Annotated in this window: 17 protein-coding genes and 2 pseudogenes; 5 read left to right on the top strand and 14 right to left on the bottom strand. The window is 62.7% G+C overall.

Annotated features, from left to right (window positions below; translation table 11 throughout):
- Positions 1–58: 58 nt before the first annotated feature.
- Positions 59–1327, top strand: coding sequence for an MFS transporter (locus LQ249_RS03005; protein ID WP_232566182.1), 1269 nt, complete (start codon positions 59–61; stop codon positions 1325–1327).
- 48 nt (positions 1328–1375) lie between these two features.
- On the opposite strand, the gene hemE is transcribed toward LQ249_RS03005, so the two are convergent.
- The 10 genes and pseudogenes from hemE to pilM form a co-directional block, all read right to left on the bottom strand.
- On the bottom strand, positions 1376–2443 hold the full coding sequence (gene hemE, locus LQ249_RS03000; protein WP_017849853.1) for a uroporphyrinogen decarboxylase: 1068 nt from the start codon (positions 2441–2443) through the stop codon (positions 1376–1378).
- A 242-nt stretch (positions 2444–2685) separates the two neighbouring features.
- The gene (locus tag LQ249_RS02995; RefSeq protein WP_017849854.1) at positions 2686–4104 is read right to left on the bottom strand and encodes an FAD-dependent oxidoreductase; all 1419 of its coding nucleotides are present in this window, start codon (positions 4102–4104) and stop codon (positions 2686–2688) included.
- A 32-nt stretch (positions 4105–4136) separates the two neighbouring features.
- Complete coding sequence (gltB, locus tag LQ249_RS02990) at positions 4137–8582, bottom strand: glutamate synthase large subunit (protein ID WP_057003636.1); 4446 nt, start codon at positions 8580–8582, stop codon at positions 4137–4139.
- A gap of 351 nt (positions 8583–8933) precedes the next feature.
- On the bottom strand, positions 8934–10508 hold the full coding sequence (locus tag LQ249_RS02985) for an SPOR domain-containing protein (RefSeq protein WP_232566181.1): 1575 nt from the start codon (positions 10506–10508) through the stop codon (positions 8934–8936).
- Positions 10509–10518: 10 nt separating this feature from the next.
- Positions 10519–11619 (bottom strand): 3-dehydroquinate synthase, encoded by a 1101-nt coding sequence (gene aroB, locus LQ249_RS02980; protein WP_017849857.1) that lies wholly within the window; start codon positions 11617–11619, stop codon positions 10519–10521.
- A gap of 125 nt (positions 11620–11744) precedes the next feature.
- Positions 11745–12263, bottom strand: a complete 519-nt coding sequence (gene aroK / locus LQ249_RS02975) for a shikimate kinase AroK (RefSeq protein WP_026140392.1) — start codon at positions 12261–12263, stop codon at positions 11745–11747.
- 4 nt (positions 12264–12267) lie between these two features.
- Positions 12268–13521 (bottom strand): annotated as a pseudogene (locus LQ249_RS02970) (type IV pilus secretin PilQ); the annotation flags it as partial.
- A gap of 141 nt (positions 13522–13662) precedes the next feature.
- Entirely contained in the window at positions 13663–14634 is a 972-nt protein-coding gene (locus LQ249_RS02965) for a pilus assembly protein PilP (RefSeq protein WP_057003634.1), read from the bottom strand.
- The gene (locus tag LQ249_RS02960) at positions 14631–15185 is read right to left on the bottom strand and encodes a PilN domain-containing protein (protein ID WP_232566180.1); all 555 of its coding nucleotides are present in this window, start codon (positions 15183–15185) and stop codon (positions 14631–14633) included. The genes LQ249_RS02965 and LQ249_RS02960 overlap by 4 nt, the downstream gene beginning before the upstream one ends.
- Positions 15182–15835 (bottom strand): type IV pilus biogenesis protein PilM, encoded by a 654-nt coding sequence (pilM, locus tag LQ249_RS02955; protein ID WP_046385359.1) that lies wholly within the window; start codon positions 15833–15835, stop codon positions 15182–15184. Before pilM ends, LQ249_RS02960 begins: the two co-directional genes overlap by 4 nt.
- Positions 15836–16055: 220 nt before the next feature.
- Between pilM and LQ249_RS02950 the strand changes: the two genes are divergently transcribed.
- Positions 16056–18518, top strand: a complete 2463-nt coding sequence (locus LQ249_RS02950) for a penicillin-binding protein 1A (protein ID WP_371920078.1) — start codon at positions 16056–16058, stop codon at positions 18516–18518.
- A 199-nt stretch (positions 18519–18717) separates the two neighbouring features.
- Here the strand turns inward: LQ249_RS02950 and LQ249_RS02945 are convergent, their stop codons facing one another.
- The 3 genes and pseudogenes from LQ249_RS02945 to rpmE form a co-directional block, all read right to left on the bottom strand.
- Entirely contained in the window at positions 18718–19986 is a 1269-nt protein-coding gene (locus LQ249_RS02945) for a malic enzyme-like NAD(P)-binding protein (protein WP_232566179.1), read from the bottom strand.
- A 255-nt stretch (positions 19987–20241) separates the two neighbouring features.
- Positions 20242–20325: pseudogene (locus tag LQ249_RS02940) on the bottom strand (thermonuclease family protein); the annotation flags it as partial.
- Between the two features lie 14 nt (positions 20326–20339).
- Positions 20340–20570: a 50S ribosomal protein L31 gene (gene rpmE / locus LQ249_RS02935; RefSeq protein ID WP_017849866.1), complete on the bottom strand. Its 231-nt coding sequence runs from the start codon at positions 20568–20570 to the stop codon at positions 20340–20342.
- A gap of 225 nt (positions 20571–20795) precedes the next feature.
- Between rpmE and LQ249_RS02930 the strand changes: the two genes are divergently transcribed.
- Positions 20796–23015, top strand: coding sequence for a primosomal protein N' (locus LQ249_RS02930; RefSeq protein ID WP_017849867.1), 2220 nt, complete (start codon positions 20796–20798; stop codon positions 23013–23015).
- On the opposite strand, the gene LQ249_RS02925 is transcribed toward LQ249_RS02930, so the two are convergent.
- Entirely contained in the window at positions 23012–23275 is a 264-nt protein-coding gene (locus LQ249_RS02925) for a hypothetical protein (protein WP_177029559.1), read from the bottom strand. The two genes, LQ249_RS02930 and LQ249_RS02925, sit on opposite strands and share 4 nt — an antisense overlap.
- Between LQ249_RS02925 and argS the strand changes: the two genes are divergently transcribed.
- Both argS and LQ249_RS02915 read left to right on the top strand, forming a co-directional pair.
- Positions 23246–24982: an arginine--tRNA ligase gene (argS, locus tag LQ249_RS02920; RefSeq protein ID WP_057003632.1), complete on the top strand. Its 1737-nt coding sequence runs from the start codon at positions 23246–23248 to the stop codon at positions 24980–24982. The two genes, LQ249_RS02925 and argS, sit on opposite strands and share 30 nt — an antisense overlap.
- 1 nt (position 24983) lies before the next feature.
- Positions 24984–25685, top strand: coding sequence for an SPOR domain-containing protein (locus LQ249_RS02915; RefSeq protein WP_017849870.1), 702 nt, complete (start codon positions 24984–24986; stop codon positions 25683–25685).
- Positions 25686–25866: the final 181 nt, after the last annotated feature.

Here is a 25866-nt window from a genome sequence, read left to right as displayed (position 1 = left end):
CAGCTATATTCTTTTTTGCATTGCCGGTCCTGGCAGGCTTTTCCTCCCCGAGGTCCCCGTGAAATCTGCTGTCGCTCCATTCGCTCAAGAAGTCCCGTTGACTGCCCTGGATAAGAGGGTGGAGCAGCTCACTGACACGTACATCGAAAAAGGTACACCGATGTTCATGCGGACCGTGCTGGCGCTGTTCTGCGGCGGCTTCGCGACGTTTGCCCTGCTGTATTGCGTGCAGCCGATGATGCCGGCGTTGTCCCACGAATTTTCCATCAACGCGGCGCAAAGCAGCCTGGTGCTGTCGGTGTCCACGGCGATGCTCGCCCTGGGCCTGCTGATCACCGGGCCGATTTCCGACACCCTGGGGCGCAAGCCGGTGATGGTCGCCGCGTTGTTCTGTGCCGCCCTGTCCACCATCGCCAGCGGCCTGATGCCGAGTTGGGAAGGGATTCTGCTGATGCGCGCGCTGCTGGGGCTGTCGCTGAGTGGCCTGGCTGCCGTGGCGATGACTTACCTGAGCGAAGAGATCCACCCGCAGCACATCGGCCTGGCCATGGGCCTGTACATCGGCGGTAACGCCATCGGCGGCATGAGCGGGCGCCTGATCATCGGCGTATTGATCGACTTCGTCAGCTGGCACACCGCCGTGCTGATCATCGGCGCCCTGGCCCTGATCGCCGCGACGGTGTTCTGGAAAATCCTCCCCGAATCGCGCAACTTCCGCGCCAGCAGCCTCAAGCCGCGCAGCCTGGTGGACGGCTTCGTCATGCACTTCAAGGACGCGGGCCTGCCGTGGTTGTTCCTCGAAGCCTTCCTGCTGATGGGCGCGTTTGTGACGATGTTCAACTACATCGGCTATCGCCTGCTGGCCGACCCGTATGACCTGAGCCAGGCCGTGGTCGGCCTGTTGTCGCTGGTGTACCTCTCGGGCATCTACAGCTCGGCGAAAATCGGCGCGCTGGCCGACCGCCTCGGCCGCCGCCGTGTGCTGTGGGCCACCATCGTGTCGATGCTTGGCGGCATCGGCCTGACCCTGTTCACTCCGCTGTGGCTGGTGATACCCGGCATGCTGGTGTTCACCTTCGGTTTCTTCGGCGCGCACTCGGTGGCCAGCAGCTGGATCGGCCGTCGCGCGGTGAAAGCCAAGGGGCAAGCGTCGTCGCTGTACCTGTTCTGCTACTACGCGGGGTCAAGCGTCGCCGGCACCACGGGGGGGGTCTTCTGGCATTTGGCCGGGTGGAACGGGATTGGCGGGTTTATCGTCGCGCTGTTGCTCGGCGCGTTGCTGGTGGCGTTGAAGTTGGCGAAATTGCCGCCGCTGCAAACGGCCTGACAAACAAAAACGCCCGGCATAAGCCGGGCGTTTTTCATTCGGCGGCGATCACTCGTGATACTGCGCCGACAACTCATGCACCGCGCGCAAGAACGCGCCGGCATGTTCCGGGTTCACTTCCGGCGTAATGCCGTGACCCAGGTTGAACACATGCCCGCTGCCCTTGCCGTAGCTGGCCAGGATGCGCCCGACTTCGGTGCAGATGGCTTCTGGCTTGGCGTACAGCACCGTCGGGTCCATGTTGCCTTGCAGGGCAACCTGGTTGCCGACGCGACGGCGGGCGTCGCCGATGTCGCAGGTCCAGTCCAGGCCCAGGGCATCCGCGCCGGCATCGGCGATGCTTTCCAGCCACAGGCCGCCGCCCTTGGTGAACAGGATCACCGGCACTTTACGGCCTTCGTGTTCGCGGATCAGGCCGCTGACGATCTTGCGCATGTAGGCCAGGGAGAACTCCTGGTACGCCGCCGCCGACAGGTTGCCGCCCCAGGTGTCGAAGATCTGCACCGCTTGCGCGCCGGCCATGATCTGGCCGTTGAGGTACGAGGTGACCGACTGCGCCAGCTTGTCCAGCAGCAGGTGCATGGCCTGCGGGTTGTCGTAGAGCATGGCCTTGGTCTTGCGGAAGTCTTTCGACGAGCCGCCTTCGACCATGTAGGTGGCCAGGGTCCAGGGGCTGCCGGAGAAGCCGATCAGCGGCACGCGGCCATTGAGCTCGCGGCGGATGGTGCTGACGGCGTCCATCACGTAACCGAGGTCTTTGTGCGGGTCCGGGATCGGCAGCGCTTCGATGTCGGCCAGGGTGCTGATGACTTTCTTGAAACGCGGGCCTTCGCCGGTCTCGAAGTACAGGCCTTGGCCCATGGCGTCAGGAATGGTGAGGATATCGGAAAAGAGGATGGCCGCATCCAGCTCCGGGTAGCGGTCCAACGGCTGCAGGGTGACTTCGCAGGCGAACTCCGGGTTCATGCACAGGCTCATGAAGTCGCCGGCCTGGGCGCGGCTGGCGCGGTATTCCGGCAGGTAGCGACCGGCTTGACGCATCATCCACACAGGGGTGACGTCTACGGGCTGCTTGAGCAGGGCACGAAGGAAACGGTCGTTCTTGAGGGCAGTCATGTCGGCATCCGCAAAAAAAGTACGGGCATTTTCTCAGAGCGCGACGCAAAAGGCACGGGATGAGCCGTGCCTTTTATCTATCGGGTTGATTTACGACAATCTCTTGGGCACATCAAAACCGAATGTGGGAGGGGGCTTGCCCCCGATTGCAGTGTGTCAGTCTCAGTATCTTTAACTGGACTACCGCTATCGGGGGCAAGCCCCCTCCCACATATTGATCCCATTTCAACTCGGGATCGGGGTCAGACCTGCAGGTAGTCCAGGATACCTTCGGCGGCGTTGCGGCCTTCGAAGATCGCCGTCACTACCAGGTCAGAGCCGCGCACCATGTCGCCACCGGCGAAGATCTTCGGGTTGCTGGTCTGGTGCTTGTACTGGCCTTGTTCCGGGGCGACGACGCGGCCCTGGCTGTCGGTCTGGATCTGGAACTGCTCGAACCACGGCGCCGGGCTTGGGCGGAAGCCGAAGGCGATGACCACGGCGTCGGCCGGGATGATCTCTTCGGAACCCGGGATCGGCTCGGGGCTGCGACGGCCACGGGCGTCCGGTTCGCCGAGACGGGTCTCGACCACCTTCACGCCTTCGACGCGGTCTTCACCGACAATCGCGATCGGCTGGCGGTTGTAGAGGAATTTCACGCCTTCTTCCTTGGCGTTCTTCACCTCTTTGCGCGAGCCCGGCATGTTCGCTTCGTCACGACGATACGCACAGGTCACCGACTTGGCGCCCTGGCGGATCGAGGTGCGGTTGCAGTCCATCGCGGTGTCGCCACCGCCCAGCACCACGACCTTCTTGCCTTTCATGTCGATGAAGTCTTCCGGCGACTTTTCAAAGCCCAGGTTGCGGTTGACGTTGGCGATCAGGAAGTCGAGCGCGTCGTACACGCCCGGCAGGTCCTCGCCGGCAAAGCCGCCCTTCATGTAGGTGTAGGTGCCCATGCCCATGAACACCGCATCGTATTCGGCGAGCAGTTGTTCCATGGTCACGTCTTTGCCGACTTCGGTGTTCAGGCGGAACTCGATGCCCATGCCAGTGAACACTTCACGACGATTGCTCAGCACGGTTTTTTCCAGCTTGAACTCGGGGATGCCGAAGGTCAGCAGGCCGCCGATTTCCGGGTTCTTGTCGAACACCACCGGGGTCACGCCGCCACGCACCAGCACGTCGGCACAGCCCAGGCCCGCCGGGCCCGCGCCGATGATCGCGACGCGCTTGCCGTTCGGCTTGACCTTGGACATGTCCGGGCGCCAGCCCATGGCGAAGGCGGTGTCGGTGATGTACTTCTCCACCGAACCGATGGTCACCGCGCCAAAACCGTCGTTGAGGGTGCAGGCACCCTCGCACAGACGGTCCTGCGGGCACACCCGGCCGCAGACTTCCGGCAGGGTGTTGGTCTGGTGCGACAGCTCGGCGGCGGCGAGGATGTTGCCCTCGGCCACCAGTTTCAGCCAGTTGGGAATGAAGTTGTGTACCGGACACTTCCATTCGCAATACGGGTTACCGCACCCCAGGCAGCGGTGGGCCTGGTCGGCCGACTGCTGGGGTTTGAAGGGTTCGTAGATTTCCACGAACTCTTTCTTGCGTTGACGCAACAGTTTCTTCTTCGGATCTTTGCGCCCGACATCGATGAACTGGAAGTCGTTATTCAGACGTTCAGCCATGTTAAAACCTCATCAAACTCTTCAGGCGCATATCACTGCGGGTTGGCACGGATGCTGGAAAGCAACGATTTCAGGTTGGCAGCCTTGGGCTTGACCAGCCAGAAACGACGCAGGAAATCATCAAGGTTCTCGGCGAGGTTACGACCCCATTCGCTGCCGGTTTCCTCGACGTACTCGTCCAGCACGTGCTGCAAGTGGTTACGGTGGGATTCCATCGCTTCGCCGCTGATCCGCTGGATCTCGACCAACTCGTGGTTGACCCGGTCGACGAAGGTGTTGTCCTGGTCGAGCACGTAGGCGAAACCGCCGGTCATGCCCGAACCGAAGTTGTAACCGGTCTTGCCCAGTACCGCGACAAAGCCCCCGGTCATGTACTCGCAGCAGTGATCGCCAGTGCCTTCCACCACGGTGTGGGCACCGGAGTTACGCACGGCGAAACGCTCACCGGCGGTCCCCGCGGCGAACAGCTTGCCGCCGGTGGCGCCGTACAAGCAGGTGTTGCCGATGATGGCACTGTCCTGGGTCTTGTAGACGCTGCCTTTAGGCGGAACGATCACCAGCTTGCCGCCGGTCATGCCCTTGCCCACGTAGTCGTTGGCGTCACCTTCCAGGTACATGTGCAGGCCACCGGCGTTCCACACGCCGAAGCTCTGGCCCGCGGTGCCCATGAAGCGGAAGGTGATCGGCGCCTTGGCCATGCCCTGGTTGCCGTGCTTGCGCGCGATTTCGCCGGAGATGCGTGCGCCGATGGAACGGTCGCAGTTGCAAATGTCCAGGCTGAATTCGCCGCCGCTGGCGTCGTTGATCGACGAAGCGGCCATCTCGACCATCTTCTCGGCCAGCAGGCCCTTGTCGAACGGTGGGTTGCGGTCCACCTGGCAGAATTGCGGCTTGTCGGCCGGGATATGATCGCTGCCCAACAGCGGCGTCAGGTCCAGGTGTTGTTGCTTGGCGGTCTGGCCTTCGAGGATGTCCAGCAGATCGGTGCGGCCGATCAGCTCTTCGAGGGAGCGCACGCCCAGCTTGGCCAACCACTCACGGGTTTCTTCGGCGACGTAGGTGAAGAAATTCACCACCATGTCGACGGTGCCGATGTAGTGATCCTTGCGCAGCTTCTCGTTCTGAGTGGCGACGCCGGTGGCGCAGTTGTTCAGGTGGCAGATGCGCAGGTATTTGCAGCCCAGGGCGATCATCGGCGCGGTGCCGAAGCCGAAGCTTTCGGCGCCGAGGATCGCGGCCTTGATCACGTCGAGGCCGGTTTTCAGGCCGCCGTCGGTTTGCACCCGGACTTTGCCGCGCAGGTCGTTGCCGCGCAGGGTCTGATGCGTCTCGGCCAGGCCCAGCTCCCACGGAGCGCCGGCGTACTTGATCGAGGTCAGCGGCGAAGCGCCGGTGCCGCCGTCGTAGCCGGAGATGGTGATCAGGTCGGCATAGGCCTTGGCCACACCGGCGGCGATCGTGCCCACGCCGGCTTCGGCGACCAGTTTCACCGAGACCAGGGCCTGCGGGTTGACTTGTTTGAGGTCGAAAATCAGCTGCGACAAGTCTTCGATAGAGTAGATGTCGTGGTGCGGCGGTGGCGAGATCAGGGTCACGCCCGGCACCGCATAACGCAGCTTGGCGATCAGACCATTGACCTTGCCGCCTGGCAACTGGCCGCCTTCACCGGGCTTGGCGCCCTGGGCGACTTTGATCTGCAGCACTTCGGCGTTGACCAGGTATTCCGGAGTTACACCGAAACGGCCAGTCGCCACTTGCTTGATTTTCGAGCTCTTGATGGTGCCATAGCGCGCCGGGTCTTCGCCGCCTTCGCCGGAGTTGGAACGCGCACCCAGGCGGTTCATGGCTTCGGCCAGGGCTTCGTGCGCCTCGGGCGACAAGGCGCCCAGGGAAATACCGGCGGAGTCGAAGCGCTTGAGGACCGATTCGAGCGGTTCGATTTCGCTGAGGGCCAGCGGCGTATCCAGGGTTTTCACCTTGAACAGGTCGCGGATCATCGACACCGGGCGGTTATCCACCAGCGCGGTGTATTCCTTGAACTTGGCGTAGTCGCCCTGCTGCACGGCGGCTTGCAGGGTGCTGACCACGTCCGGGTTGTAGGCGTGATACTCGCCACCGTGTACGAACTTGAGCAGGCCGCCTTGCTGGATCGGCTTGCGCGCACTCCAGGCTTCGGCCGCCAGGGCTTTCTGCTCGGCTTCGATGTCGACGAAACGCGCACCCTTGATGCGGCTCGGTACGCCACGGAAGCTCAGCTCGCAGACTTCTTCCGACAGGCCAATGGCCTCGAACAACTGCGCACCACGGTAGGAAGTGACGGTGGAGATGCCCATCTTCGACAGGATCTTCAGCAGGCCCTTGGTGATGCCTTTACGGTAGTTCTTGAACACCTCGTAGAGGTCGCCCAGCACTTCACCGGTACGGATCAGGTCACCGAGCACTTCGTAGGCGAGGAACGGGTACACCGCCGAGGCGCCGAAACCGATCAGCACCGCGAAGTGATGCGGGTCGCGGGCGGTGGCGGTTTCCACGAGGATGTTGGAGTCGCAGCGCAGGCCTTTTTCGGTCAGGCGGTGATGGACCGCGCCGGTGGCCAGGGAGGCGTGGATCGGCAGCTTGCCCGGTGCGATGTGACGGTCGGTCAGCACGATCTGGGTACGCCCGGCGCGCACGGCTTCTTCGGCCTGGTCCGCGACATTGCGCACCGCAGCTTCAAGGCCGAGGCTCTCGTCGTAGTTCAGGTCGATGATCTGGCGGTCGAAGCCCGGACGCTCCAGGGTCATCAGCGAACGCCACTTGGCCGGGGAAATGACCGGCGAGCTGAGGATCACACGGGAGGCGTGCTCAGGCGATTCCTGGAAGATGTTGCGCTCGGCGCCGAGACACACTTCCAGGGACATCACGATGGCTTCACGCAGCGGGTCGATCGGTGGGTTGGTCACCTGGGCGAACTGCTGGCGGAAATAGTCGTATGGCGTGCGAACGCGCTGGGACAGCACGGCCATCGGCGTGTCGTCGCCCATCGAGCCGACCGCCTCGTAGCCTTGCTCGCCGAGCGGACGCAGCACCTGGTCGCGCTCTTCGAACGTGACCTGGTACATCTTCATGTACTGCTTGAGCTGGTCGATGTCGTAGAACGCCGAACCGTGGTCGTTGTCTTCCATGGTCGCCTGGATGCGCAGGGCATTCTTGCGCAGCCATTGCTTGTATGGGTGACGGGACTTCAAGCGGTTGTCGATCGCATCGGTGTCGAGGATCTGCCCGGTTTCGGTGTCCACGGCGAGGATCTGGCCAGGACCGACGCGGCCTTTGGCGATCACATCTTCCGGCTGGTAGTTCCACACGCCGATTTCCGACGCGAGGGTGATGAAACCGTTGGTGGTGGTCACCCAACGCGCCGGGCGCAGACCGTTACGGTCGAGCAGGCACACCGCGTAGCGGCCGTCGGTCATGACCACGCCGGCCGGGCCGTCCCACGGTTCCATGTGCATCGAGTTGTACTCATAGAACGCCCGCAGATCGGGGTCCATGGTCTCGACGTTCTGCCACGCAGGCGGAATGATCATCCGCACGCCACGGAACAGGTCGATGCCGCCGGTGACCATCAGTTCGAGCATGTTGTCCATGCTGGAGGAGTCGGAGCCGACGCGGTTGACCAGCGGGCCGAGCTCTTCCAGGTCCATCAAATCGTTGGCGAACTTGGTGCGACGGGCCACGGCCCAGTTGCGGTTGCCGGTGATGGTGTTGATCTCGCCGTTGTGGGCGAGGAAGCGGAATGGCTGGGCCAGCGGCCATTTCGGCAGGGTGTTGGTGGAGAAGCGCTGGTGGAACACGCAGATCGCGGTTTGCAGGCGCTCATCGCTCAGGTCCGGATAGAAGGCGGTCAAGTCCGCCGGCATCATCAGGCCTTTATAAATGATGGTCTTGTGCGAAAAGCTGCAGATGTAGTGGTCGGTGTCGGCGGCATTCGACACGGACGAGCGACGACGCGAGGTGAACAGCTTGATCGCCATGTCCTGGTCGCTCAGGCCGTCGCCCGCGATGAACACCTGTTCGATCTGCGGCAGGCGCTCCAGGGCCAGGCGGCCGAGCACACTGGTGTCGATCGGCACTTTGCGCCAGCCGACGAGTTGCAGGCCGGCCGCGAGGATTTCGCGGTTCATGTTCTCGCGAGCGGCTTCGGCTTTGACCGGGTCCTGGTTGAAAAACACCATGCCCACGGCGTACTGCTTGGGCAGCTCGACCGCGAAATGCTGTTTGGCGATGGCGCGCAGGAACAGGTCGGGCTTTTGAATGAGCAAGCCACAACCGTCACCGGTCTTGCCGTCGGCGTTGATCCCACCGCGGTGGGTCATGCAGGTCAGGGCCTCGATGGCCGTTTGCAAAAGGGTATGACTGGGCTCGCCCTGCATATGGGCAATCAGGCCGAAACCGCAGTTATCCTTGAATTCATCGGGTTGGTACAGACCTGCTTTCATAGACACTTTCTCACCAGGCTGCCTCTTATATCGAGGCAAATTTCTTTTCAATTCAACCAGTTACCTTCCACGCCGAACGTTCGCCGGCTTTGCAGGGGCAAAAGGGAGGTCATTGTACACACCGACACAGACGCTCACAAATTTAGCGACGAGATGTCGCAAATCTATGTCGCATTTATGAAAGGTTTAAAGCGATATGCTGTGCTAGTCAAAACTTTTTTAATTTTGACCGCTACGACTCAAAAGCCACTGTGACGCAGACACCACAATGCGCGCGGCCTTGAGGGCTGCACGCACTTGCGGTTTTTTTTGAGGTGCCGGGAGGGCGGCCTGGGTAAGGCCGCCGAATCTTCAGCGAGTTGCTGCCAGTTCTTGTTGAACGCTGGCAACAGTGCGAGGCCAAGGTTTACCAGCCTGAACCTTCGCTGGCAAGGCTTTGATAGCGGTATCGGCGGCGGCACGGCTGGAGAAGCTACCGTAAGTGATCACGTAAAGCGGCTTGCCGTTGAGCACCTTCTTGAAATAACGGTACTCGCCGCCCTGCTCTTTGACGAAGGCTTGAGCATTGGCTTCGGAGCTGGTGCCGAGGATCTGCACCACGAAGTTACCGCTGGGCTGGCTGGTGTACCAGCTGCTGCCGGTGGCGCCGGCCTTGGCGACAGTCACCGGTTTTTCCGCCGGTTTGGCGGCCGGGGCCGGGGCCGGAGCCGGCTTGGCGACAGGCGCTGGCGCGACCGGCTTGGCGACGGGCGCCGGTTTGGCGGTCGCGACCGTAGGCGCAGGTACAGGCACAGGCGTTGGTTTTGCCGCCGGTTGACCGGCAGGCACGCCCACTGGCGGCGCGGTGGTGGTCACGGTCGGCGGTGTGCTGCTGGAGCCTTCCACTGGCACACCGTCGTCGCCTTCGGAGATACCGCCGGCCGCTTCGGCGAGCGGGCCGCGCATGACGGGCTGGCCGACCATCGGCAGGTTGGTCGGTTGGCCGGAGTTGGCGAACTCGACATTCGGCGTGGGTTTACCCAGTGGTAACTGCGCCTGTTCGGCTGGCGCGCCGGCAGGCGTCGGTGCCTTGCTGCGACCTGGGATCAACCAGGCGGCGGCGACAGCGACCACGACAACGGCGGAAATAGCCAATACGTGCTTTTTAGGCATAGTGAACCCCATCTTTGGACGCTTGACCGCAGAGCGGCTGGCAATCATGGCTTCAATCATCGCATCGCGGGCAACCTGGTTGATGGTGCCAGGCCAGCCGTCGGAGCTTTCGTGAATATCAGAGATCTGCTGAGCGGAGAAAAGTTCGATGCCCTGCCCGGCGCCTTCGAGGCGTTGTGCCAGATATTCGCGGGTTTCTTCCTCTTCATACGGCTGCAATTCGATGACGTGGAACAGCTCCTGCTCGCCGCTGATCTGCTCCAGAGCGGCGATCAGGGACGATTCACCGAACAGGAACACATGCGGACGACCTTCCGGCGTACCCGCCGCCAGCGCCAGCAGCGCTTCGAGGGCCGACTCGTCAAGCTGCTCGGCGTCGTCCACCAGCAGGTAGACTTCCTGGCCGGTCAGGCCCAGTTGCACCACTTGCTTGAGAATCGCATTCGGTTCGGCGCTGGCAACGTCCAGGGCCTGGGCCACCTGACGCAGCACGCCCGCCGCATCGCCGGCGCCACGCGCCGACACCACTACGCTTTGCACCGATTGCTTGTTGGTGCTGGCGACCAGCGCCTGGCGCAGCAAGGTCTTGCCGCTGCCCAGCGGGCCGGTGACGACCAGCAACAGCTGGCTGTAGCGCGCCAGGTGATGCAACTGCCCGAGCACCGGCTTGCGCTGCGCAGGGAAGAATTTGAAACCAGGCACCCGTGGAGCGAAGGGGTCGTGGCTTAACTGGTAATGGCCGAGGAACGCCTCGTCGGCATGCAAACTAGTCATCGGGCTCTTATTAACCTTTAAGCTGGGCCAGGGCGCGGTAATCCGCTCCCAGCGTGGCCTGTAGAATCTCTTTCGGATAATCGTCGGTCACCACCGCTTCGCCCATGCGGCGCAGCAGCACCAGTCGCAGTCGACCGTCGATCACTTTCTTGTCTATCGCCATATGTTCGAGGAAATCCGCCTCGCTCATTTCCTCGGGCGGGATCACCGGCAACCCGGCGCGCTGGAACAGGCGGATGCCCCGATCCCGCTCCTGGGCGCTGATCCAGCCCAGGCGTTGCGACATCTCCAATGCCATCACTGTGCCAGCCGCTACGGCTTCCCCATGCAACCACACACCATAGCCCATGTGCGTTTCGATCGCATGGCCGAAGGTGTGGCCCAGGTTCAAGGTGGCCCGTACACCGGACTCCCGTTCGTCGGCATTCACCACCAGCGCCTTGGCCGCACAGGAACGGGAGATCGCTTCGGTCAGCGCCACCTGGTCCAGCGCGCGCAGGGCGTCGACATGTTCTTCCAGCCAGGTCAGGAACGGCTCGTCGCAGATCAGCCCGTACTTGATGACTTCCGCCAGGCCCGCCGACAGCTCGCGCGGGGGCAAGGTGTTGAGGGTCGCGGTGTCGATCAGCACAGCCTGGGGCTGGTAGAACGCGCCCACCATGTTTTTGCCCAGCGGATGGTTGATGCCGGTCTTGCCGCCCACCGACGAATCGACCTGGGACAGCAAGGTGGTCGGCACCTGGATGAAATCCACGCCGCGCTGGTAACAGGCGGCCGCAAAACCGGCCATGTCACCAATCACGCCGCCACCGAGGGCGACCACGGTGGTGCGCCGGTCATGGCGTGCGGTCAGCAGGCCATCGAAGATCAGTTGCAGGGTTTCCCAGTTCTTGTGGGCTTCGCCGTCGGGCAGCACCACGGAGATCACCGAGTACGCCGCCAGGCTGCGGCTCAGACGCTCAAGATACAGCGGCGCGACCGTTTCGTTGGAGATGATCGCCACTTGCCGCCCGGCAATATGCGGTGCGAGCAACTCGGGCTGGTCGAGCAGACCTTCGCCAATATGGATCGGGTAGCTGCGCTCGCCTAGATCGACCTTAAGTGTCTGCATGTGTCCCCGCGTTGAAGATGTATTAACGACCGGCAACGTCGTGATCCGACGTCGCCTGATGGCTCTACGCCACACCCCACAGGGTGATGACGCGCCGCCGAGAATAGCGCATTTCGGGCCTGGCTTTAACGGGGTGGCAGCCGTTGCAGGCGCTCGAGAATGTCGAGCACCACCATCCGAGGTGGCCGCTCATCGGTTTCCACCACCAGATCGGCGATTTCCCGATACAGCGGATCGCGCAGCGCCAGCAGATCCCGCAGGGTCTTCGCCGGGTCGGCGGTGCGCAGCAGTGGGCGATTGCGATCACGCGCGGTGCGCCCCACCTGCTGCTCGACCGACGCATGCAGATAGACCACCCGACCACCGGCATGCAATGCCCGGCGGTTCTCCTCGCGCATCACGGCACCGCCGCCGGTCGCCAGGACCACGCCATCGCAAGCGCACAGCTCGGCAATCATCGCCTGCTCACGGTCACGAAAGCCCAGTTCGCCTTCCTTATCGAAGATCCACGGGATATTGGCACCCGAGCGCACTTCAATTTCCTTATCGGAGTCTTTGAATGGCAGGCGCAGCTCTTTGGCCAGCAAACGGCCGATGGTGCTTTTTCCAGCCCCCATCGGTCCTACAAGAATCAAATTTCGCACAGAATCAACGACTCACAGCAATCGCCTGGTTATTCATAATACGCGGAGTCAGGAATACCAGCAGCTCGGATTTTTTTTCTGCCAGCACATCGCGCCGGAAAAGGCGGCCAAGATACGGCACATCGCCCAAAAATGGCACTTTATCTAGCACTTTGCTTTGGGTATTGGAGAAAACTCCGCCGATGACGATGGTCTCGCCGTCCCTGACCAGCACCTTGGCGTTGACCTCGTTTTTCTTGATCGGCGGTACGTCGTTGAGCTTGTTCAGGTAATCCGGCTCATCCTTGGTGACTTTGACCTCCATGATCACGCGGTCGTCGGGGGTGATTTGCGGGGTGACTTCCAGGGACAGCGAAGCCTCCTTGAACGACACCGAGGTGGCGCCGCTGGAGCTGGACTCCTGGTAGGGAATCTCGGTGCCCTTGAGGATGCGCGCGGTCTCCTTGTCGGACGTGACCACCTTGGGCTGCGAGACAATCTCGCCGTTGCCGGTTTTTTCCATCGCGGTCAGTTCCAGGTCCAGCAGCAGGTTGTCGGTGATAAACGCGATCCCCAGCCCGGAGGTGTTAGTGAGCGCCCCCAAGTCGACAAAGGGCGAGCCGGACGGGTTTTCCACAGGCTCGGTGCCTGGCTCCGGAGGTTTCTCGACACCGCCGGCGCCCCAGTTACCGCGATTGATCCGCCCTCCCCAGCGCACGCCCAGGCGTTTGTCGTAGTCGACATTGGCCTCGACAATCCGCGCCTCGATCATCACCTGGCGCACCGGAATATCCAGCTGCGCCACGATGCGTCGCAGCTCTTCCAGGCGTTCGCCGGTCTGGTAGGCGATGATGTTGTTGGTGCGGTCATCCACCGCCACCGAGCCGCGTTCGTCGGTGGCGCCTTCCAGGCCGGTCACCGATTGGAACAACTTGGCCAGGTCCGCAGCCTTGGCGTAATTGACCTGCAACAGTTCGCGCCGCAATGGCGCCAGTTCAGCCATCTGCTTGCGCGACTCCAGCGTCAGCAGCTCGCGCGAGGCCAACTCGTCGGCGGGCGCCACCAACAGCACCCCGGCCTTTATCCGCTGGTCCAGCCCCTTGCTTTGCAACACCAGGTCCAGCGCCTGGTCCCAAGGCACGTCCTTAAGCCGCAGGGTGATCGAACCTTGCACATCGTCGCTGGCGACCAGATTCAGGCCCGCCACATCGGCAATCTGCTGCAACACGGCGCGCAGCTCGATGTTCTGGAAGTTGAGGTTCAGCTTGTCACCGGTATAGGTACCTGATGCCGCACCGCCGGGAGGCGGCAGCTGGATCAGATCCACACGATTGGGCACAGCAGCAGCCATCGGTGCCGTGAACGCTATCCATAGCGCCACACCGAAGGACGAGAAAGTCCTTTTCATTGTTTGATTCCGTTATGAGTTGACGTTCAGCACGAGGGTCCGCGGGCGTTCCAGCCACGCGCCCTGTTCATCGGGAAACAATTCGAGCAATTCCACATGGCCCTCATCAATAGCCGTGACCCGACCGTGGTCCGGCCCCAGGTAATCGCCGACCGCCAGCCTGTGGACGCTGGCAGCGGCACGCAGCAGAGCGAAGGTCTGCGCGCCTCGGGACAGCGTGCCGACCATTTCGAACTGGTCGACGGCGATACCTTCCAGGGCACCGCGGGCACGCCCGAGGTCCGGTGCGAGCGCGGGCCGGCCGGGTACGTGACCGACCTGCAAGGCGCGCGGCTGGAACGGATCACGCAAGGCCAGCGCGTCATAGACAAAGCGCGGCCCCGGCTCGACGGCCGGGGTCGACTGACCGCCCGACGACGGATTGCGATAGGTCTTGGCCACCAACTCCAGGCGCAACCCGGCCGCATCAGCCCGAAGCGCCACATCATGCACCGTGACGATGCGCGGTAAGCCGCCCAAAGCGCTCACAAACATCGCCAGGTCGTGATAAGCCCCGGTGACGCCCAGGCGTAACGGCTGCTCAATATAGAGTGGCCGGGGCTGCTCATCCAACACCACGATAGCGTCGACGAGCACCCCATTGACCGCCCCCAGCCGGGCGATATCTTCGAGCAATGCGGGTACCCCGAACGCACCGGGCAACTGCTGCATCAGCCCGGCAAAACGCGCCTGCATCGCCTGAAGCTGCTGGCTGCGCGCCTCCAGGCTGGCGGCAAGGCCAGCCTTCTGGGCCACCTGTCGCTGCAAGACGACGCCCTGCGCCTCGACCGCCTGCAACCGTTGCCGCGAGGGGCTCAGGTACGTCCCATCGCCCACCCACAGCACCAGGCCGGCGAGCGCGCAGCCGAGCACGACCTTGGCGGGCAAGGGCCATTTCGCAGCGTTGTGGGTGAGAGCGGAAAAGTCGAGCCTGGGCAGGCTCACGGTTGAGCCTCGGCGGACTCTCCCTGGCGCACCATCAATTGAAACTTGTTGCTGCCCTGGCCATCTTCCATCCGCACATGTTGCAGCCGAGTGGCATGGGCGCCTTCGGAGGCTTGCAGGCGGCGCATCAGTTGGGCGATGTCCTGGCTGGAATCGGCGCTGCCACGGATGCTGACCGTATCGCCCTTCGCCACGACCTCGTGCAAATGCACGCCGTCTGGCACCGCGCGGGCCAACTGATCCAAGAGCTGGGCACCGGCCGAGCGGGCTTCGTTCAAGTCCTGCACGACCTTCATGCGCTCCGCCAATTGCTGGCTTTGTTCCTGCAGGTCATCGATGGTCTTGATGCGCGAGTCGAGGACGGCAGCGTCCTTGTCCAGGTGGCTATTGCGCGTCACCTGTCGATCAATCGCCCGGTCGATCACCTGATCGGCCAACCACACGGTTGCGAACGCCACGCAGGCAAACGCCAGCAGCAACCCCAGAAAGAATTTGCGCCGCCGTTCCGCCAGCGCCTGGCGCCAGGGCAAAAGGTTGATTAGTGTCTTCAAGCGAAACTCCTCAGGGCCAACCCGCAAGCAATTCCCATCCCGCGGGCATCCGCGGCCCATTGTGCGCCATCGACTCGATGGCCCGGCGTGAAGCTGGCGAAATCCTGACTGCAAGCGCGTGCGAATGCAAATGCTTCCACATCCACCACCTTCGGCACCAGCCCAGCCAGGGTCAAAACCGCGACCCGAGCCTCTACCTGGGCCTTATGGCACGCCGCGAGCAATACATCAACCCGCGCCAGGTTCTGGGCCGATGGCCCGCGAACCTGGAAATCCAGGGCCATCTCATCCAGCGGATAAGGGATGTACTGGTCGGCCTCCATCTGGATCATCCAGGTCATTTCTTCCTCGCTGAGCCCCGCCTCCAACTCGATCACCCGGGTAATCACCGAAGCTCCCGCCACGGCCACGGCCGCGTGGCGGGCCGAGGTGCGCGAGCGGGCCAATGCCTGGGACAACGTCTGCCCCACGCCGTCGAGGTCGAGCACGCTGCTGTCGACCACCGCCTGGGGCGGTAGCGCCTGTGTGGCGTAGCTTTGCACGTTGTAGCCAGTGGGCGAGCGGCCGAGCTCGATCAACCGGATGCCGGTGTCCTGGATGTCGACGCCCAGGACGGTATCGACTTTTCGCCTGAAAAATCCCTTTTCCATAAAACTCCCTAAAACTTTCCCTGTCATACCGCCTGATTGGCGCGTGGCAGCGTGCATTCGGTCGCCTTGTTTGCGAGGCGCGAATGACGCCCCAAGCCGAAAATGCTTTAATGCCCAGCGTTTTTTCCCGCTTTTTATCTGCAGCCAGGGTCGATTCATCGTTTGCCATGCATGCCCCGGCGCCTAACCCATTCTTTTCTCTGGAAATCCAAAAGCCTTGATTCGTCTGCTGAAGTTTTTCGGGTACTCCATTGTCGCCATCGTTTGCGGGCTGCTGCTCGTCCTCAGCGGCGCCTACCTCTACCTTAGTCCGGGTTTGCCCTCCGTAGAGGCCCTGAGAAGCATCCAGTTGCAGATTCCTTTGCGGGTCTACAGCAGCGATGAAAAACTGATCGCGGAGTTCGGCGAAATGCGCCGTACCCCGATTCGTTTCGCGGATATTCCACCCAATTTCATCAACGCCCTGCTGTCGGCCGAGGACGATAATTTCGCCAACCACTACGGCGTCGACCCCAGCAGCCTGGTGCGGGCCGCCACGCAATTGGTAAAAAGCGGACACATTCAATCCGGCGGCAGCACGATCACCATGCAGGTGGCGAAGAACTTCTTCCTCACCAGCGAACGCAGCTTTTCACGCAAAGCCACCGAGATCCTGCTGGCACTGCAGATCGAGCGACAGCTGACCAAGGACGAGATCCTTGAGCTGTACGTCAATAAAATCTACCTGGGCAACCGCGCCTACGGCATCGAAGCCGCGTCCCAGGTCTACTACGGCAAGTCGATTCGCGACGCCAGCCTGGCGCAGATGGCCATGATTGCCGGCCTGCCCAAGGCACCCTCGCGCTTCAACCCGTTGGCCAACCCGGCACGCAGCAAAGAGCGGCGCGACTGGATTCTGGGGCGCATGTACAAGCTGGGCAAAATCAGCCAGAGCGCCTATGAAAGCGCAGTGGCCGAGCCGCTGAACGCCAGCTACCACGTACCGACCCCGGAAGTGAACGCCCCTTATATCGCGGAGATGGCACGGGCTGAGATGGTCGGCCGTTATGGCAGCGAGGCCTACACCGAAGGCTTCCGTGTGACCACGACCGTTCCGAGCGACTTGCAGGAAATCGCCAACAACGCGGTGCATGAAGGCCTGATCACCTACGACCAGCGCCACGGCTACCGCGGCCCCGAATCGCGCCTGCCGGGCAAGACCCTGAGCGCCTGGACCACCGAACTCGGCAAACAGCGCACGATCAGCGGCCTGGAACCGGCCATCGTCACCCAGGTGAAGAAGGACGGCGTACAGGTACTGACCCGCACCGGCGAAGCGCATGTGGCGTGGGACAGCATGAAATGGGCGCGCCCATTCCTGAACACCAACAGCATGGGGCCGATGCCCAAGCAGCCGTCGGACGTGGCGCAGGTGGGTGATTTGATCCGCGTGCAACGCCAGAAGGACGACAGCCTGAAATTCAGCCAGGTGCCGGTCGCCCAAGGCGCTCTGGTCTCCCTCGACCCGCAGAACGGCGCGATCCGTGCCCTGGTCGGCGGCTTCGCGTTCGAGCAGAGCAACTACAACCGTGCCACCCAGGCCAAGCGCCAGCCGGGTTCGAGCTTCAAGCCGTTCGTCTACAGTGCCGCCCTGGACAACGGCTACACCGCCGCCAGCCTGGTCAACGATGCACCGATCGTGTTTGTCGACGAGTACCTGGACAAGGTCTGGCGTCCGAAGAACGACACCAACACCTTCCTCGGCCCGATCCGCATCCGCGAGGCGCTGTACAAGTCGCGCAACCTGGTGTCGATCCGCTTGCTGCAGGCGATGGGCGTGGGCAAGACCATCGACTACATCACCCGCTTTGGCTTCAACAAGGCGGACCTGCCGCCGAACCTGTCCCTGGCCCTGGGGACGGCGACTCTCACGCCGATGGAAATCGCCACCGGCTGGAGCACGTTTGCCAACGGCGGCTACAAGATCACGCCGTACCTGATCGACAAGATCGAAAGCCGCAATGGCGACACCCTGTTCACCGCCAACCCGCCACGGGTGCCGGGTGATGTGGTCAACGGCGTGGCCGCCAGCGATGGGCTGGCCGCACCGAGCAACGGCGGTATCACCATCGAGCCGACCCCAGGCGTCACGCCGGCGGCGAACCCGAGCGCCGCGCCTGAACCGCAGGCGCCGGCAGTGGCCGAACGCGTGGTGGATGGCCGCACCACCTACATCCTCAACAGCATCCTGGAAGACGTGATCAAGAAAGGCACCGGCCGCCGTGCACTGGCCCTGGGCCGCGCGGACATCGCGGGCAAGACCGGTACCACCAACGAATCCAAGGACGCCTGGTTCTCCGGCTACAACGCCGACTACGTGACCACCGTATGGACCGGCTACGACCAGCCGGAAAGCCTCGGCCGCCGCGAGTTCGGCGGTACCGTCGCGCTGCCGATCTGGATGAGCTACATGGGCGCCGCCTTGAAGGACAAGCCGCTGCATACCCAGCCGGAACCGGAAGGCATCCTCAGCCTGCGGATCGACCCGGTCAGTGGCCGCGCAGCATCGCCGAGCACGCCGAATGCGTACTTCGAGCTGTTCAAGAGCGAGGACACTCCGCCGTCGATCAACGAGCTGGGCAATGGCGTGGCGCCGGGCAGCCCGCTGCCGGCGGATGAGGCGGCACCGATCGATCTGTTCTAAACCAATGCGGTCAACCCTGTGGGAGGGAGCTTGCTCCCGATGGCGGTGTGTCAGTCACCAGATTCATTGACTGACAGTCCGCCATCGGGGGCAAGCCCCCTCCCACATTTGGTTCTGCGCAGGCCTTGGGTTTATAGCCAGACAGCAAAAAGCCCCGACTCGCAAGAGCCGGGGCTTTTTGTTGGTGCGCTACAACGGCTTAGCCGTTGAACACATCATCCACGCTTTGCAGCGGGTAGTTTTTCGGATACGGCAGGGTGGCCACACCGGTCTCGATCGCAGCTTTGGCCACGGCGTCGGAGATCACGGTGATCAGGCGCTTGTCCATTGGTTTCGGAATGATGTACTCACGACCGAATTCCAGCTTGGCGCCACCGTAGGCATCGCACACGTCCTGAGGCACCGGCAGCTTGGCCAGTTCACGCAGGGCGTTGGCGGCCGCCACTTTCATTTCTTCGTTGATGCGCTTGGCACGAACGTCCAGGGCACCGCGGAAGATGAACGGGAAGCCCAGCACGTTGTTGACCTGGTTCGGGTAGTCCGAACGGCCGGTCGCCATGATCACGTCGTCGCGGGTGGCGTGTGCCAGTTCCGGCGCGATTTCTGGGTCCGGGTTGGAGCAGGCGAACACGATCGGGTTGGCTGCCATGGCCTTCAGGCCTTCAGCGCTCAGCAGGTTCGGGCCGGACAGGCCGACGAATACGTCGGCACCGTCGAGGGCCTCAGCCAGGGTGCGCTTGGAGGACGGATGCGCAAACATCGCCTTGTACTGGTTCAGGTCGGCACGCTCGGACTGGATCACGCCCTTGCTGTCGACCATGTAGATGTTTTCCAGCTTGGCGCCCATGCTGACGATCAGCTTCATGCACGAGATGGCCGCAGCGCCAGCGCCCAGGCAGACGATCTTGGCGTCAGCCAGGGTTTTGCCAGCGATTTCCAGGGCGTTGATCATGCCGGCCGCGGTAACGATCGCGGTGCCGTGCTGGTCATCGTGGAATACCGGAATGTCGCACTGTTCGATCAGAGCCTTTTCGATCTCGAAGCACTCAGGTGCCTTGATGTCTTCCAGGTTGATGCCACCGAAGGTGATGGAAATGCGCTTGACGGTGTCGATGAAAGCCTGCGGGCTCTCGGAATCGACTTCGATGTCGAACACATCGATGCCGGCAAAGCGCTTGAACAGCACGCCTTTACCTTCCATGACTGGCTTGGAAGCTAATGGGCCGAGGTTACCCAGGCCAAGAATCGCGGTGCCATCGGAAATCACTGCAACCAGGTTGCCTTTGCCGGTGTATTTGTACGCCAACTCAGGGTCACGGGCGATTTCACGGACGGGCTCGGCAACGCCAGGGCTGTAGGCCAGCGACAGGTCGCGAGCGGTGGCAGTGGCTTTGGTGAGCTCTACACTCAGCTTTCCTGGACGAGGAAGGGCATGATATTCGAGAGCGGCAGTTTTCAAATCAGACATATCGGCATTCCGCTTTTACTGTTGGTCGACGGACCGCCGAGGATACTCGTGTCGTAAAGCCCCTACAAGACTGGGCAGTCACCGGTGTCAAGCGCCGTACACTACGACTTTCGGCCAAGAGCCACGGGATACAAGGGCTCAACTGTTCACAATCTACTTGAAAAATGTCTACAATTTTTCCTCGAGTGTCGATTTCAACCACCGCAACTGCGCTGGAGTGCCTGCTTAGCCGAGCGAAGCCTGATGACCGAGGCGGGCCTGGGCCGCCGCCAGCCAAATCGCGGGCACAAAAAAGGCGCCCGCAAGGGACGCCTTTTTCAACAGCTGGCAAAAGCCCATAGGGCCTTTGAGCCTTACTCTGCTGGAGTAGCAGGCTTCTTGCCGAAAGCACCAAAGCGATCTGCGAAGCGCTGTACACGGCCGCCAGTGTCCAGAGTTTTCTGCTTACCGGTGTAGAACGGGTGGCACTCGTTGCATACGTCAGTGCCCAGTGGCTTGCACAGGTTCGAACGGGTTTCGAACTTGTTGCCGCAGCTGCAGGTGACTTCGATGGTTTCGTACGCTGGATGGATACCGGCTTTCATGGTGACTTCCTCAGGCTAGCGTGCCGCCACTCGACACCATTGTCGAATACCGCACGTAATTAGGCCGCGGATTCTACCAGACCTTTTTAAACGCGCAAGCGCCGCTCTGCATCGATTCAGCACACCAAAGCCCCTTTCATCCGAAAACCGCGGCATACCCAACGCATCCCTCGTCTGCTAGGCTCCCGCCCTTCGTCATCACCCTCCTTTATAGAGAACCCCTGCGTGCCCGACGCCATTTTGCGCCTAGCCCTGCCCTCGCCCCTGCGCCGCCTGTTCGACTACCGGGCCCCGGCCGGCGTGCTGCGGGCGCAGTTGCAGCCAGGCATGCGGGTGCGGGTGCCGTTCGGGCGCAGGGAAATGATCGGCATCCTGGTGGAGGTGGCCGATCACAGTGAAGTGCCGGCGGAAAAGCTCAAGCCGGCCGTGGCCATCCTCGACACCACGCCGCCGCTGCCGCCGGCGTTGTTCAAGCTGTGCCTGTGGACCGCCCAGTATTACCAGCACAGCCTGGGCGACACCTTGAGCTGGGCGCTGCCGGTGCTGCTGCGCCAGGGCGAGCTGGCCGAAGCGCGCCAGGAACGCTTCTGGTCGACGGTGCCCGGCGCGCGCCTCGACGACCCGCGCATCGCCCGCGCCCCGCGTCAGCGTGACGCCCTGGCGACACTGGCGCAGCATCCCCATGGCGTGGCCCACCAGCTCTTGAGCAAGCTGATGCTGAGCAAAGACAGCCTCGACCTGCTGCTCGCCAAAGGCCTGGTGCAGGTCGAGATCCGCAAGCACGCCCCGGACCCGCGCCATGAACACTGGCTGGCCCAACCGGAATTGCCGCTGAACCCCGAGCAACGTGCGGCCTATGAAGCCATTCGCGCAGGTTTTGACTGCTTTCACGCGTTCCTGCTGGCCGGCGTGACCGGCAGCGGCAAGACCGAAGTCTATCTGCAGTTGATCCGCGAAACCCTGCAAGCGGGCAAACAGGCGCTGGTGCTGATCCCCGAGATCAACCTCGGCCCGCAGACCCTGGCGCGTTTCGAGCAGCGTTTCAACGCACGCATCGCCCTGGTGCATTCGGCGGTCAACGACCGTGAACGCCTGGAATCGTGGCTGGCGGCGCGGGACGGCGAGGCCGACATTATTATCGGCACCCGCTCGGCGCTGTTCACCCCGATGAAAAACCCCGGGCTGATCATCATCGACGAAGAACACGACGGTTCGTACAAACAGCAGGAAGGCCTGCGCTACCACGCCCGCGACCTAGCCCTGGTGCGGGCGCGTCAGGAAGACATTCCGATCGTGCTGGGTTCGGCCACGCCGTCCCTGGAAAGCCTGCATAACGCCTACACCGGCCGCTATGGCCTGCTGCGCCTGAATGAGCGCGCAGGCGGCGCCAAGCAACCGCGCTTCCTACGCCTGGATGTAAAAAGCCGGCCATTGGACAGCGGTATTTCCGGGCCGATGCAACAAGCCATCGGCCAGACCCTCGCCGCCGGCCAGCAAGTACTGGTGTTTCTCAACCGTCGCGGCTTCGCGCCGACCTTGCTGTGCCATGACTGCGGCTGGATGTCCGAATGCGAACGCTGCGATGCGCGCATGACCGTACACCAGCGCCATGGCGAGTTGCGCTGCCATCACTGCGGCCATGTGGAACGAGTACCGCGCCATTGCCCGCAATGCGGCAAAGTCGACCTGCGACCGGTCGGCGCGGGCACCGAACGCGCCGAAGAACGCCTGGGCATCCTGTTCCCGGACTACCCGGTGCTGCGGGTCGATCGCGACAGCACCTCGCGCAAGGACGCGATGAACCAGCTGTTCGCCACCATCCAGAAGGGCCAGCCGTGCATCCTGGTAGGCACGCAGATGCTGGCCAAGGGGCATCACTTCCCACGGGTGACCCTGGTGTCGATCCTGGATGCCGACGGCGGCTTGTTCTCCGGCGACTTCCGCGCCAGCGAGCGCATGGCGCAGTTGATCGTGCAGGTCGCTGGCCGTGCCGGGCGCGCTGAGGAGCCGGGCAAGGTGATCATCCAGACCCACCTGGCCGACCATCCGCTGCTGATCCAACTGACCGAACAAGGTTATTTCGCGTTTGCCGAGCAGGCCTTGAGCGAACGCCGCGCCGCCGGCCTGCCGCCCTTTGCCCACCTCGCGCTGCTGCGCGCCGAGGCGCACAAGCCGGGGCAGGCGGAAGGTTTTCTCGATGAAGCCTGCAGCGCCGCCGAGCGCCTGCTCGGCGAGTTGGGCCTGAGCGGCATCGAATTGCTCGGCCCGGTGCCCGCGCCCATGGAACGCCGCGCCGGACGCTACCGCGCTCAGCTACTCTTGCAGGCAACGTCCCGCGCACCGCTGCACCGGCTGTTAAGTAGCTGGTTACTTGCGCTGGAGCAAATGCCCAGCGGTCGCCAGGTGCGATGGTCGTTGGATGTGGACCCGGTCGATTTGTACTAGCCCTGTAGGAGCGAGCTTGCTCGCGAAAACCCCGAGAGCGCCACGTAAACCCGAATATCCGCGTTATCGTTGACGATTTTCGCGAACAAGCTCGCTCCTACAGTGGGCAGGATGCCCTTAAAAAGCCCCGCAGGTCTGGAACGGTTGGCAAGCCCGCCCTCGCCACGGATAATGCCCAGTTTTTCCACCTGCGCATCGCGCGCCACCGCTTGCGGTCGAAAGAGAACACCATGAAAGACACCATTCGCCAGCTGATCCAACAAGCCCTCACCCAACTCGTCAACGAAGGTGTGTTGCCTGAAGGCCTGACGCCGGCGATCCAGGTGGAAAACACCCGCGACAAGACCCACGGTGACTTCGCCAGCAACATCGCGATGATGCTGGCCAAGCCGGCCGGCATGAAGCCGCGCGACCTGGCGGAGAAAATCATCGCCGCGCTGCCGGCCGACCCGCAGGTGAGCAAGGCCGAAATCGCCGGCCCGGGCTTTATCAATGTCTTCCAGAACACCGAGGCCCTGGCTTCGCGCCTGGACGCGGCGCTGGCCGATGCCAAAATCGGCGTGCGCAAGGCCGGCCCTGCCGAGCGCGTGGCCATCGACCTGTCGGCGCCCAACCTGGCCAAAGAGATGCACGTCGGCCACCTGCGCTCGACCATCATCGGCGACGGCGTGGCGCGGGTACTGGAGTTTCTCGGCGACACCGTGATCCGTCAGAACCACGTCGGTGACTGGGGCACCCAGTTCGGCATGCTGATGGCCTACCTGCAGGAAAACCCGATCACCAGCAACGAGCTGTCGGACCTGGAAAACTTCTACCGCGCCGCGAAGAAGCGTTTCGACGAATCCGAAGCGTTCGCCGACCGCGCCCGTGGCCTGGTGGTCAAGCTGCAAGCCGGCGACACGGAATGCCTGGAGCTGTGGTCGCGTTTCCGCGATATCTCGCTGGCCCACTGCCAGCACATCTACGAACTGCTCAACGTCAAGTTGACCATGGCCGACGTCATGGGCGAAAGCGCCTACAACGACGACCTGATCAACGTGGTCAACGACCTCAAGGCCAAAGGCCTGCTGGTAGAAAGCAACGGCGCGCAGTGCGTGTTCCTCGAAGAATTCAAGACCGCCGAGGGCGAGCCGCTGCCGGTGATCATCGTCAAGGCCGATGGCGGCTACCTCTACGCCACCACCGACCTGGCCGCCGTGCGCTACCGCAGCGGCGTGCTCAAGGCGGATCGCGCGTTGTATTTCGTCGACCAGCGCCAGGCCCTGCACTTCCAGCAGGTGTTCGAAGTGGCGCGCCGCGCCGGTTTCGTCACGCACCCGATGCACATGGAACACATGGGCTTCGGCACCATGAACGGCGCCGACGGCCGCCCGTTCAAGACCCGCGACGGCGGCACCGTGAAGCTGATCGACCTGCTGAACGAAGCCCAGGAACGTGCCTACAACCTGGTGAAGGAAAAGAACCCGGAGCTGGCGGACGCCGACCTGCGCAACATTGCCCGCGTGGTGGGCATTGGCGCGGTGAAATACGCCGACCTGTCCAAGCACCGCACCAGCGACTACAGCTTCAACTTCGAGCTGATGCTCAACTTCGAAGGCAACACCGCGCCGTACCTGCTGTACGCCTACACCCGCGTGGCCGGGGTGTTCCGCAAGCTGGGCAAGGACTTCAGCGAAGTGCAAGGGCAGATCGTATTGCAAGCGCCCCAGGAACAGGAACTGGGCGCCAAGCTGGCGCAATTCGGCGAAGTGCTGAACAGCGTCGGCGAGAAAGGCACGCCGCACATCCTCTGCACCTACCTGTACGAAGTCGCCGGGCTGTTCTCCAGCTTCTACGAGAACTGCCCGATCCTCACCGCCGACGACGAAGCCCACAAGCAGAGTCGCCTGCGCCTCGCCGCACTGGCTGGACGGACCCTCAAGCAAGGCCTGGAACTGTTGGGCCTGGAAACTCTGGAGCGTATGTAAGTTGGCTGCCAAGAAAAAACCTGCACCCAAGCGCGGCGCCAGCCGCTACCAGGCACCGGCGAAGAAGCCCATTCCGGGCTGGTTGTGGATGGCCATCGGCCTCACGGTCGGCGCGTTTATCGTATTCCTGATGAAGCTGGACCCCGGCCAGGGCGATGACGTCAAACGGGTCAAACAGGAGCAGCAAAAAGCCACGAAAATGGCCGAAGCCAACAAGACCGCGCCAAGCCCGACCGCGCCGGTGAAGCCCAAGTACGACTTCTACACCCTGCTGCCGGAATCGGAAGTGATCGTGCCGCCCGACGCCGTGCCGGAGAAAACCCTGCCGACGCCGCAAGTACCGACCACACCGGTCACCCCGGCGGAAGCGGCCAAAATCGACACGGCACGGGCCCAGGCCGCGCTGGCCGGGATCACCCCGCCGCCACCGCCGCCGGTTGCGACCACCAAGGCCGCGCCGGTGACCAAGTTCTTCCTGCAGGCGGGCTCGTTCCCGAAACAGGCGGACGCCGATCGCGTGCGTGCACAGATCATCCTGCTGGGCCAGGCGGTCACGGTGGAGTCCGGCACGGTGAAAGAGGCAACGTGGTATCGCGTGTTGGTGGGCCCGTTCAGCAACCGCGAGCAACTGACCGTGGCGCAGAAACAATTGGCCGGCGCGGGCTTTAGCAACCTGTTGTTACAACAGCGCCAGAGCCGCTGACCTAAAGCCAACACCAATCAAAATGTGGGAGGGGCGGTGCGACGATTCGACTTGCCCCCGATAGCGGTAGATCAGTCAATATTTTCGGCGACTGATACACCGCGATCGGGGGCAAGCCCCCTCCCACATTGGTTTTAGGCGGTTCTCGAAAGGGTGTCAGACCAATAGACACCATTCGTCC

Source organism: Pseudomonas sp. 7-41 (assembly GCF_021233075.1).
In the GTDB taxonomy this organism is placed as follows: domain Bacteria; phylum Pseudomonadota; class Gammaproteobacteria; order Pseudomonadales; family Pseudomonadaceae; genus Aquipseudomonas; species Aquipseudomonas veronii.
Note: the sequence above shows the minus strand (reverse complement) of the source record. Positions and strands in the feature narration are given on the sequence as shown.